The sequence below is a fragment of the Pedobacter quisquiliarum genome (assembly GCF_014642175.1).
GTDB classification, from domain to species: Bacteria; Bacteroidota; Bacteroidia; order Sphingobacteriales; family Sphingobacteriaceae; genus Pedobacter; species Pedobacter quisquiliarum.
In genome coordinates this window covers 1-12,144 of sequence record NZ_BMIL01000012.1, presented here as the reverse complement: position 1 = coordinate 12,144, position 12,144 = coordinate 1, and the positions used below count along the sequence as shown (strand labels likewise).

Below are 12,144 nucleotides of genomic sequence, written 5' to 3'. Positions count from 1 at the left end.
GTGTTAGTTTATTTTGTTTGTCAATATTAAGAACAACTTATTATGTGAATTGTTGTTTATGCTATAGTTGTAAATGGTTGCATCAATAAAAAGCATTCCAATGAACACGATTAACACAGATTTGATGAACGAATTCTATTTGCTACAAGCAAGCAGATCAAATGAAAAATATCTTGAATTATTGGATGACCATCTTTATACGCCAATCCAAAAGGCGAATACTTATGTAAGCGCATTGGTAAGAAAAAGAGGGGACATGCTGATGCATATGGACGCCAGGGTTAACAGAACCTTGCGCCGCTTCAAAAAGCGCTACCTTAAGTTTTAAGGTGCCGGTCGGTGCTTACCGACAGATTTGTTACCTTTGGAACTTATGGTAGAAAAAGTTCTTGAGAATCTAAATATCACCGCCTTAAACCAGATGCAAGTTGCTGCGACTGCAGCTGCTGCAAAAGGCAAAGACATCATCCTGCTAGCGCCTACGGGCTCCGGAAAAACGCTGGGCTTTTTATTGCCGGTATTTCAGCTGCTTAATCCTGAGGTTAAAGGCGTTCAGGCGTTGATCCTTGTGCCATCCCGGGAGCTGGCCCTGCAAATTGAGCAGGTGTTCAAGGCCATGGGGACAGGCTTTAAGGTGAACTGCTGTTACGGCGGTCATGCGGTGAAGATTGAGCGGAACAACCTGGCACAAGCACCAGCGGTGCTTATAGGCACGCCCGGGCGAATTGCCTACCACCTTAAACATGAAAACTTCGACGAATCGACCATCACTGCTTTGGTGCTGGATGAGTTTGATAAAGCCCTGGAATTTGGTTTTCAGGACGACATGTCATACATCATCGGGCAACTGCGTTCACTTAAGCAACGCTTTTTAACCTCTGCAACCAAGATGGACGTTATACCAGACTTTGCCGGTGTACGTAATGCCGCAGAGATCGACTTCCTGAACAGTGCTGCAGTTACGCCAGACTTGAAACTGAAGAAGGTGATGACCACCGCAGAAGAGAAACTGAATACTTTGTTTAAACTGATCTGCAGGATTGGTGACGAACGTACGCTGATTTTCTGCAACCACCGGGAGACAGTGGATCGCATAAGTGATTTATTGATTGACAAAGATCTTGCGCATGACATCTTTCATGGTGGTATGGAGCAGGACGAGCGCGAACGTGCGCTGCTGAAGTTTCGTAATGGCAGCATCAAGCTGCTTATTACCACTGACCTAGCCTCCAGAGGTCTGGACATTCCTGAAGTGCAGTACATTGTACACTACCAACTCCCTTATACCGAAGATGCCTTTTTACACCGTAACGGCCGGACCGCGAGGATGAATGCCAAAGGCACGGCATACCTGATTATGGCGGATGATGAGAAATATCCATTCTTATCTGGTGACATTGAGACCGAAGTTTTAAAAGACAAGGGTTTGAAGCCGCCAAAAGATAGTGAATGGCAGACGCTTTACATCGCAGCCGGGAAAAAGGATAAGGTGAATAAAATTGATATCGTAGGTTTGCTGCTGAAAAAAGGTGGACTGCAGAAAGAGGATGTTGGCTTGATTGAAGTTAAAGATCAGAGCAGCTATGTGGCGGTGAAGCGGAAGATGAGTCATAAGGTACTGGCCGCTTTATCCAATGAGCGCATCAAGAACAAGAAGGTGAAAATAGAGATAGCAATGTAATATGAGCAATAACGATATATTTAAAAAGCTGCGTGTGGCGCTGGAGCTTAATAACGACGAGATCATCAAGATCATGGAACTTGTAAATTTTAAAATTACGAAGAGTGAGCTTGGTTCTTTTTTCAGGAGTACCGACCATCCAAACTTCAAACCCTGTGGAGATCAGATCCTGAGGAACTTCCTGAATGGATTGATTATCTATAAACGCGGCCCCAGAGCACCGAAAAATGAAGACCAGGCATAAGGCATTTAATGCCTTATATAATTAGTCATATTTATCAATTTTCACTATGTTCGCATAGCAAGGAGCTGTTATGCGCATATTACTATTCCTTTTGTTCAATCTTTTTTGCTCTGGTTATGCGATTGCTCAAGCTACGAATAAGGTAAGTGGCACGGTTAAAGATTCTGCAAACAGGGTCTTGCCAGGTGCTTCGGTCCGGATTGTCTCAGGCAAGGATACATTGCAGGCAGTTACTGATTTCCGGGGCAAATTCAGCATTTCCGGGATCGTAGCGGCAACTGCGTTGCTTAGCATCAGGAGTCTTGGTTTCAATTCGCTCGACATACGACTCGATTTTAAATCCGGGCAGAAGCATACCAACGTCCCCTATTTCCTGCAAAGAGATAAAAACACGCTGAAGGAAGTCGTAATTACGACCCAGGTCATCCCCGTTAGGGTGCTTAAAGATACGGTGGAGTATAATGCTGCGGCTTTTCAGGTCCGGGAAAACGATCGCGTTGACGAACTGCTCCGGCAATTGCCTGGGCTGCGGTTTGATCGCGACGGGCGGCTGATCTCCATGGGGCAGCCGACGACGAAGCTGCGGGTGAATGGGGAGGACTTCTTCACCAACAACGTCAAAGATTTCATTACACAACTTCCTGCTGATATCATTGCGAAAGTGCAGATCATTAATGATTATGGTGATGAATCTTCGTTCACGGGGAATAAATCTGGTGAGTCGCAGAAGATGTTAAACCTGGTGACCAAGCCAGGGCGTGGGAAGGGGAATTTCGGGAACACGGCGCTTTATGCTGGGACCAGTGAGCGTTATGGCTTGCAAACCAATGGGAACCTATGGCGTGAGAAAAAGCAGGTGGGTATTAAGGGGAATATAAACAGTACCAACAATCCGGCAGGGATAAACCGTAACATTTCTGCGGGGATGAACTATCGCGACAAGCTGAGTGAGTCTGTTACCGGGAGTCTTGCCTATGTTTACGACAACAACAAGAACGATAATCACCAGCTGGATTATACGGAAACCCTAAACCCTTCGGGTTCACTTTATACCATAAACGACTATAACCGCAATACGAATACAGGCCGGCATAACTTGAGCTGGAACCTGCAGTCTATTGGCAAACAGACCTATTTACAGGCGGCGGTTACAGGGAACTTTCTAAACAGCAATACAGCCTATCGTGCACTGTCGGCACAGACCGGGGTTATAAAGCAGGATTTATTCAACAATACTTTCAGTAGCCAATACACACCAGAGTTGAATGGAAATCTCGCTTTGTCGCACCGCATGACCAAGCCGGGGCGAACGCTATCTATTGGGATTTCTGCCAAGAACGGCATATCGCAGCTGGATGATGACATGGATAACCGGATAAGGTATTATAATCCGCAAACAGGACTTTTTGCAAAGGATTCCTTGCTGAACAGGTTAATGGATACTAAAAACAGGCTGAGGAGCCTGGCTGGAACGATCCGTTTTTCAGAGCCCCTGTCTAATGATGAGGACTCGTTGGTGAGTAAGAACCTGGATTTTGTGTATACTTATGAATTGGAGGATAATGCTAATACGCTGGTGACCCGGGTGAACAATGCACAGGGCCGCAGGCGCATTGTAGATACGCTGAGTACAGATTATACTTCCAGGTTCGGTTCGCATTTGTTCGGTGTGAACTTCAGGTATGGCGCAGAGGATTTGAGTTACAACTTTGGGATAAGTGCCCAGCCGAATGTACTCACCGTGTACAATAAACGGCCATTCGGGAACATCAGGCATGTGGGTTTCAACATTACGCCAGTGGCAAATGTGAGTTACAACGTTTCTGATCGTACCAGTTTGACTTTCCTGTATAATGGAACGAGTGCGGCGCCAAATCTGGCGCAATTGCAGCCTGTGCCCAATACCCGCAACTTGCAAAATGTGATCATCGGTAACCCCAATTTGAAGTCTACGTTCAACCAAACCGCCAGTTTGTCTTTCCAGAACAGTAACCTGCAAACCGGGAGGGTGATTATGTTTGCTGTTAACGGTGAGGTCGTGCAGAATCAAGTGGTGAGTAATGTGTTCCTGCGGCGTGATACCTTGAATGGCTTGAAACAGGAAACGACGTTTTTGAATGCGAATGGCGCTTATAACGTTGATGGAATCTACTCCTGGTCGCAGCCCTTTGTGGATAATGTGGTCAACCTGGAAGTTCGGGGTACAGTTGGTTTCGGAAACACGGTTTCTTATTCCAACAACGTGCTTAATGAAAACAAGAACTTTAGCCTCTCGCAGGCGGTTTTGCTGCGGATGAGTAAAAAGGCATTATCTGTTACGGCGGATGCCAGCTATAATTACAACAGTAATAGGTACTCTTTAGGCTATAGCAACCTGAAGAACATACAAGTTTATGAGTTTAACCTGAGCATGAAGACGACCTTGCCGCGCAGGATCATTCTTGGCTTTGATGCTTTGAAACGCATTAATATCGGCTATGCCATTGCATCGAGTAATCCGACGATTGTGAATATGAGTCTGGAGAAACCTTTCTTGAAGCGGGAGCGGGGTACGTTTAAGATTCAGGCTTATGACATCTTGAATCAGGGGAATTATTTTATCCGTAATGTGTCTGACAACTCGATTATTGATAGCAAGAATAATCAGAACACGCGGTATTTGCAGGTGAGTATAAACATCAACCTCCAGCAGTTTGGAGGTTGATGTTAGCAGCTTGATTAAGGTTAGTGTTAGTAGCTTTAATAAGGTTGCGTTAGTAGCCTTGGTAATCTAACGTTAGCATCGCTAGAAGCTAGTATTAGTAGCCTTGGTAATCTAAATGTTAGCAGGCTTAAGGGCTAGTGTTAGCAACTTGATTAGGGAAGTGTAAGCGACCTTAAGTGCTAATATTAGCAGCTTTATTAAGCTAGTTTTTTGTATTTAAGGCGGTGCGGAGTGACATCGCCAAGGCGTTTCTTGCGATTTTCTTCGTAATCGCTGTAGTTACCTTCGAAGAAGTAAACCTGCGAATTGCCTTCAAAAGCAAGGATGTGTGTACAGATACGATCCAGGAACCAACGGTCGTGACTAATAACCACGGCGCAGCCGCCGAAGTTTTCCAGTGCTTCTTCCAATGCACGCAAAGTGTTTACGTCGATATCGTTGGTTGGCTCATCGAGCAGGAGCACGTTAGCGCCTTTCTTCAGCGTAATGGCCAGGTGCACACGGTTTCTTTCACCACCGGATAATACGCCTACTTTTTTCTGCTGATCACCACCATTGAAGTTGAACTTAGACACATAGGCACGGCCATTTACAGCTTTGTTGCCAAGTTGGATGTTATCCAGCCCGTCTGTGATGTTCTCGTAAACAGTTTTTTCGGGTTCCAGGTCATTGTGGTTCTGATCTACATAACCAAGCTCTACGGTTTCACCTACTCTGAAGTCGCCAGTGTCTGGGGTTTCTTGTTGGGTGATTAAGCGGAACAGGGTGGTTTTACCAGCGCCGTTTGGACCAATAATCCCTACGATGCCTGCTGGAGGTAGCGAGAAGCTGAGGTTTTCAAACAGGATTTTATCACCATAAGCTTTGGTTACGTTGTTGGCTTCGATGACTACATTACCCAGACGTGGACCAGCAGGGATGAAGAGCTCCAGTTTGTCTTCACGCTCCCTCGAATCCTCTGAAGCAAGTTTCTCGTAATTGGAAAGCCTCGCTTTGGACTTTGCATGTCTGGCTTTTGGCGCCATGCGTACCCATTCAAGCTCACGCTCAAGGGTTTTCTGACGTTTACTCTCCGTTTTTTCTTCCTGTGAAAGGCGTTTCGCTTTCTGGTCTAGCCATGAAGAATAATTGCCTTTCCATGGAATACCTTCTCCACGGTCAAGTTCAAGGATCCATCCGGCAACGTTATCCAGGAAGTATCTGTCGTGGGTTACGGCAATAACGGTTCCTTTGTAATCTTTCAGGAATTGCTCTAACCAGTCGATACTTTCCGCATCAAGGTGGTTGGTAGGCTCATCAAGAAGCAAGACATCTGGCTCCTGAAGGAGCAGGCGGCACATGGCAACCCTTCTGCGTTCCCCACCCGACAGTACACCGATCTTGGTTTCTGGATCAGGGCAACGTAGAGCATCCATCGCGCGCTCCAGTTTGTTGTCCAGCTCCCAGGCATTGGTCGCATCGATTTTATCCTGAAGTTCACCTTGCTTGTTCATGAGTTTCTCCATCTCATCTGGATTCTCATAAACTTCCGGCAGGCCGAACTTCTCATTGATCTCTTCGTATTCTTTCAGGATGGCGGTGATTTCAGACACACCTTCCTCAACAATCTCACGCACAGTCTTTTCGTTGTCTAGGATTGGCTCCTGAGCAAGGTATCCGACAGAGTAACCCGGAGAGAAAACAACCTCACCCTGATAAGATTTGTCAAGCCCAGCTATAATTTTCAGTAGCGATGACTTTCCTGAACCATTTAGACCGATAACGCCTATTTTAGCACCATAAAAAAAGGACAGGTATATATTTTTTAATACTTGTTTCTGTGGAGGGTAAATCTTATTTACCCCGGCCATCGAGAATATTATTTTTTCGTCTGACATAATTGCATATTGGATTACAAATATCGGCAATAAAGTCAAAATACGCAGCGTTTTGTGAAATTACGGCACCGGTCATATTATAATTAGGGGGGATGGCGTAATTGTTGATAAATTAAAAAAAATGGTCTCGCTTATTTAAACATAATTTATAGTTTAGAGCATTCCGGTAAAGAAAGGTAGATATGGAAGCTAAGTTTTCACCACAAGTTAAAGATGTGATTTCATTTAGCAGGGAAGAAGCCCTGAGACTTGGTCACGATTACATAGGCGCAGAACATCTATTATTAGGCCTGATTCGCGAAGGCGATGGTATGGCCATTAAGGTTCTAAGGTCACTTGGAGTAGATACTTCAAAGTTACGACGTGCCATTGAAGATGCCGTAAGAGGTACTTCAAGTGTAACGGTAAATCTGGGAAACATCCCACTTACGAAACAAGCTGAGAAAGTTTTAAAGATCACTTATTTAGAAGCTAAGATATTTAAGAGCGACCTGATAGGTACTGAGCACTTGTTATTGTCAATTCTTCGCGATGATGATAACATTGCCTCACAGATCTTATTGCAATTCAGCATCAACTATGAGATTTTCAAGCAGGAAGTTGAAGTAAACAAAAACAACTTCAGAGATGATATTCAGAACAGTGCCTCTGCAGGCAGTGACGATGATTATCGTGAAGAGGAGAGCTTCAGCGGCCCGAAGAAAGTTTCTGACATTAAATCTAAAACTCCTGTGCTCGATAATTTCGGCAGGGACTTGACTAAAGCTGCAGAGGAAGGTCGCCTTGACCCGATTGTGGGCAGGGAAAAAGAGATCGAACGCGTATCTCAGATTCTTTCACGTAGAAAAAAGAATAACCCAATCCTTATCGGTGAACCCGGTGTGGGTAAGTCTGCCATCGCAGAAGGACTAGCATTGCGTATTGTTCAGCGTAAGGTTTCAAGGGTGTTGTTTAACAAACGCGTAGTAACGCTTGATCTTGCCTCTCTTGTTGCGGGTACAAAATACCGTGGGCAGTTTGAGGAGCGAATGAAAGCAGTTATGAATGAATTGGAGAAATCTACGGATGTGATCCTGTTTATTGATGAAATCCACACCATTGTTGGTGCAGGTGGTGCTTCGGGCTCTTTAGATGCTTCGAACATGTTTAAACCAGCATTGGCAAGGGGAGAAATTCAATGTATCGGTGCCACTACACTAGATGAGTACCGTCAATACATTGAGAAAGATGGTGCACTAGATCGTCGTTTCCAGAAGGTCATGATCGAACCAGCATCTCCTGATGAAACCATCGAGATTCTTAATCGTATTAAAGAAAAGTATGAGGATCACCACGGTGTGACTTATACCGATGAAGCGATTAACGCTTGTGTGGCGCTAACATCAAGATACATTACAGATCGCTTTTTACCAGATAAAGCCATCGACGCATTGGATGAAGCGGGCTCAAGAGTGCATTTAACCAATATCCATGTTCCGGAAAAGATCATTGAGATCGAAACCAAGATAGAAGACATCAAGGTTGAAAAGAACAAGGTGGTAAAAAGCCAGAAATACGAGGAAGCCGCAAAACTGAGGGACACTGAAAAGAATCTTCTGGAAGAACTTGACCGTGCAAAATCCGAGTGGGAAACAGAAACGAAGACTAAACGTTATACCGTAAGTGAGGATAATGTTGCTGAAGTTGTTTCCATGATGACTGGTATTCCTTTACAACGTGTTGGACAGACGGACAGTCAGAAACTGTTGAACATGTATGATACGGTTGCTAATAAGATTATCGGTCAGGATGATGCAATCAAGAAATTGACAAAAGCCATCCAACGTACAAGAGCAGGATTGAAAGACCCTAAAAAGCCAATCGGTTCATTCATCTTCCTTGGTCCAACTGGGGTGGGTAAAACGGAGCTGGCGAAAGAGCTTGCACGCTTTATGTTCGATAGTGATGATTCACTGATTCAGATCGACATGAGTGAATACATGGAGAAATTCGCAGTGTCACGTTTGGTGGGTGCGCCTCCGGGATACGTTGGATACGAAGAAGGTGGTCAGTTAACGGAGAAAGTTCGCCGTAAACCGTACGCTGTAATCTTACTTGATGAGATTGAAAAAGCTCACCCTGACGTATTCAATATCCTTTTACAGGTACTGGACGAAGGACAGCTGACCGATAGTTTAGGTCGCAAAGTGGACTTTAGAAATACCATCATCATCATGACGTCGAACATTGGTGCACGCCAGTTGAAAGATTTCGGTCAAGGTGTTGGTTTCTCTACTTCCGCTAAGACGAGTCAGGTTGATGCGCACTCCAGAGGTGTTATCGAGAACGCGTTAAAACGTGCTTTCGCACCGGAGTTCCTTAACCGTGTTGATGATGTGGTTGTCTTCAATACTTTAGGTAAAGAAGAGATCTTCAAAATCATTGACATTGAACTCAAATCACTGTTCGGCAGAGTTCATAATCTTGGTTATGAAATCAAGCTTACTGACGCTGCTAAAGATTTCATCGCTGACAAAGGGTTTGACATCAACTTCGGTGCACGTCCACTAAAACGTGCGATTCAGAAGTACCTTGAAGATCCAATTGCTGAGGAAATCCTAAAAGGAGATGTAAGTGAAGGTGATGTTCTGGAGATTGATTACAACAAAGAAAGTGATCAAATTACCGTAGAGAACAGAAGCCCAGGTAAGAAAAAGAAAAAAGAAGAAGGTGCATAACCTTTCAGAATAAGTAAAAAGCCCGTTGGTCATTGATCAACGGGCTTTTTTTACGCATAGATATTAATATCAGGTTACACGGTTGATAATCATAGGAGTTAAGGAAGTGGAAAGGTCTCGAATATTCCTTCACTTGAGAAGACCAACGTTCTTTAACAATCATGCCCTTGGGTGAGGCAAAATACTTTACCAGGCTCAGTTTAAAAAACGCAACGGTCTTTTAAAAACTATACTTGCGGGCAATAAGACAGCTTTTAAAAAAGATTGAGTTGTGCCTTCGGTACCAGGAACTTACTTGAATCAAGTTCTATAGGTGCTAAGTTTAGCTTATTCAGCCTGCAGTGCAGTTTGAATGTATCGCTAATCAGCTGCGCAATATTCCCTTTCCCTTTCATGCGTTCACCAAAGCGACTATCATTAACCTGACCGCCATGGCAAGACTGGATCATGTGCCATACCTTGTCAAAACGATCTGGGTAGTTCTTCTCGAGCCAGTCCTTAAATATCCCGCCGATTGCGCCGTTTAGCCGTACAACGGTATATCCCGCCTTTACAGCGCCACGCTCGGCTACCGCTTTTAAAATTGCAGGAACTTCGTGGTCACTTAGACCAGGTATGAGTGGTGCAACCATAACGCCAACCGGGATGCCGGCAGCACTGAGCTGCTCTACTACTTTCAGCCGTTGCACAGCAGTCGCTGTTCTTGGTTCCATCTTTAGTCGCAGGTCTTCATTGAGGCTGTTTATAGATACATACACCATGCAGAGCTTCTCCTGAGCCATCTCCTTGAGAATGTCTAGGTCGCGCAGTACCAGTGCATTTTTGGTAATCATGCCAATGGGCTGTTTGTACTCGCGTGCAATTTCCAGCAGCTGTCGGGTGAGCTTAAACTTCCGTTCAGCGGGTTGATAACAGTCCGTATTACCTGAAAGGGAGATGATTTCTGCAGCCCAGCCTTTCTTCTCCAGGAACTTTCGGAAGAGCTGCGGCGCATCCTTTTTCACGATGATCTTCCTTTCGAATTCCAGTCCGGCGCTAAAGCCCCAGTATTCATGACTGTTTCGTGCATAACAGTATGTACAGCCATGTTCACATCCTTGGTACGGATTGAGGGAGTAAGCCATACCCACATCAGGACTGTCCACTTTGTTTACAACTGACTTAGACTCTCCAAAGATGAACGATGTTTTTTGATCCGATTCTTCCCAATCATCAATGCCTTCCGCATGTTCCTTTACATAATCATTTTTCAAGAAGCGATTATGCGGATTTAGCTGCGCACCGCGACCTTTAAAATAAATTGAAGATTTGTCTCCCTGTAAGTCCATGTTGTAAAAATACTAATATATTTAGCAACTAACAAAGGCATAGAAATAAAAGTATAAGAATAATATGCAGAAGATCAAGGAATTACTTCCTAGGTAAGGGTACATTTTCCATTGGTAACATTCTGCAATTCTTTCAAATGCCTAATGAACAATACGCATTAAATCAGGAAGTTACTTCCTAGGCCCTGGTATATAGTCCATGAGAACCATGTCTGCAATTTTATCAAATGCCTAATGAACAATACGCAGTAGAGTAGCGTGTTACTTCTTAGGCAAGGGTACATAGTCCATTGGAACCATGTCTGCGATCTTCTCAAAGGCCCAGAACCCTTCAAACAGCAGCGATTTAGGTTCGTACACACCCCCATGTTCATAGAAGTGAACTGGAGATTGCAACATGTTCACGATTGAAATCTGATAGTTGGGGATATCCAGAGGTCTGCTTACCGCATGACCAGACATATTACTATACGCTGTACTTTCCCGTTCCTTCGTATAAATCACGTAGAGCTGATCTTTAAACCTTAAAGTCTTAAGGTCACGGTATTGCTGCTTCACTAAGGTGTCGAGCAGTATCTCCTGTCGATTAAGGGTGCTAATTTCCTTGGGCATCTCCCGAATCTTCATCCAGTAACGGAGCGAGTCGTTTGTAGGCGTATTGATGCGTATAACTACATTCCTGTTCTTTGTCAGTTTCGTAATCTCAGCATTAATTATAGCATCAGAAGGACGCTGGCTATTTGGAATCTTAATCAGCTTGTGCAGCATAAATCCTTCTCCCTTGCTTGTACCCGCATACAGCGATTTGAAAAAGTGCTGCGTGGATCCATAATACGCGGTCTCGCGTTTTTGAACCCAACGATTGCGTGTGCCCTTACTACCCTTCATCTCTTCAAAGTTTGGCAAGCCACTGTAATAAACAATGCGCGTGTTATAATTGTACTCGAAGAACTGTAGCATATAGCGGAGCTTATATCCCAGGGCTTTATTCTCTATGATCAGGAAGTCGTCAGATTTAACCGTCAAGATCTTTCGCTCTTTATCGTAATCCACGCGCAGAACCGCAGGATTTAAGATCTTGCACTTTTCTGCATTTGGCGTCTTGCCGATGAAAAACTCCTTAAATACCTGCAAATATTTCTCCCGATTGGGATCAGTGCGAATCACCACTTCATCCAGCTGAATCGGATTCTCCTGTAAGATCACCTGAATACTTGTCGATTTATCCGACAGAACCACATTCTTTGTGTAGGGGAGGTAGCCAATCATCTGCACCAATACATCGTAATTACCGGGCTTCAGGTTCCCAAGCGTAAACTTGCCCTCCGCATTCGTGGATGTTGCATTCTTATAATTACTCAGGTAAACACCAGCACCCGGTAATTCAACACCTTTTTTATCTTTCACCACACCAGTGATGGCTAGGTTCTGCGCATAAAGGCCACTAGAAAGCAGCAGGAAAATAAAGCAAAGGGTAAGGTGTCTCATCATCATATCTATCAACTAATATATTAGTTTTAAAGGCAATAAAAAAGGTACTGTTTTAAATTCCAAACATTTAAGACAAAAAAGTATTTTTGTATTTCAAAGAAG

Annotated in this window: 8 protein-coding genes; 5 read left to right on the top strand and 3 right to left on the bottom strand. The window is 44.2% G+C overall.

The window, feature by feature from the left end; genetic code table 11:
• Positions 1-100 precede the first annotated feature (100 nt).
• The 4 genes from IEW69_RS15470 (at position 101) to IEW69_RS15455 (ending at position 4,629) form a co-directional block, all read left to right on the top strand.
• Entirely contained in the window at positions 101-328 is a 228-nt protein-coding gene (locus tag IEW69_RS15470) for a hypothetical protein (protein ID WP_188627790.1), read from the top strand.
• A 45-nt stretch (positions 329-373) separates the two neighbouring features.
• The gene (locus tag IEW69_RS15465) at positions 374-1,681 is read left to right on the top strand and encodes a DEAD/DEAH box helicase (RefSeq protein WP_188627789.1); all 1,308 of its coding nucleotides are present in this window, start codon (positions 374-376) and stop codon (positions 1,679-1,681) included.
• A 1-nt stretch (position 1,682) separates the two neighbouring features.
• Entirely contained in the window at positions 1,683-1,925 is a 243-nt protein-coding gene (locus tag IEW69_RS15460; protein ID WP_188627788.1) for a DUF1456 family protein, read from the top strand.
• A gap of 70 nt (positions 1,926-1,995) precedes the next feature.
• Positions 1,996-4,629, top strand: coding sequence for a TonB-dependent receptor (locus IEW69_RS15455; protein ID WP_188627787.1), 2,634 nt, complete (start codon positions 1,996-1,998; stop codon positions 4,627-4,629).
• 197 nt (positions 4,630-4,826) lie between these two features.
• On the opposite strand, the gene ettA is transcribed toward IEW69_RS15455, so the two are convergent.
• Positions 4,827-6,506 (bottom strand): energy-dependent translational throttle protein EttA, encoded by a 1,680-nt coding sequence (gene ettA / locus IEW69_RS15450; protein ID WP_188627786.1) that lies wholly within the window; start codon positions 6,504-6,506, stop codon positions 4,827-4,829.
• A 182-nt stretch (positions 6,507-6,688) separates the two neighbouring features.
• Here ettA and IEW69_RS15445 point away from each other — a divergent pair, with 182 nt between their 5' ends.
• Positions 6,689-9,223, top strand: coding sequence for an ATP-dependent Clp protease ATP-binding subunit (locus IEW69_RS15445; RefSeq protein WP_188627785.1), 2,535 nt, complete (start codon positions 6,689-6,691; stop codon positions 9,221-9,223).
• Between the two features lie 254 nt (positions 9,224-9,477).
• Here IEW69_RS15445 and IEW69_RS15440 read toward each other — a convergent pair whose 3' ends face one another.
• Together IEW69_RS15440 and IEW69_RS15435 are read right to left on the bottom strand one after the other, a co-directional pair.
• Entirely contained in the window at positions 9,478-10,551 is a 1,074-nt protein-coding gene (locus tag IEW69_RS15440) for a PA0069 family radical SAM protein (RefSeq protein WP_188627784.1), read from the bottom strand.
• A 261-nt stretch (positions 10,552-10,812) separates the two neighbouring features.
• Positions 10,813-12,045, bottom strand: a complete 1,233-nt coding sequence (locus IEW69_RS15435) for a carboxypeptidase-like regulatory domain-containing protein (RefSeq protein WP_229663651.1) — start codon at positions 12,043-12,045, stop codon at positions 10,813-10,815.
• Positions 12,046-12,144 lie beyond the last annotated feature (99 nt).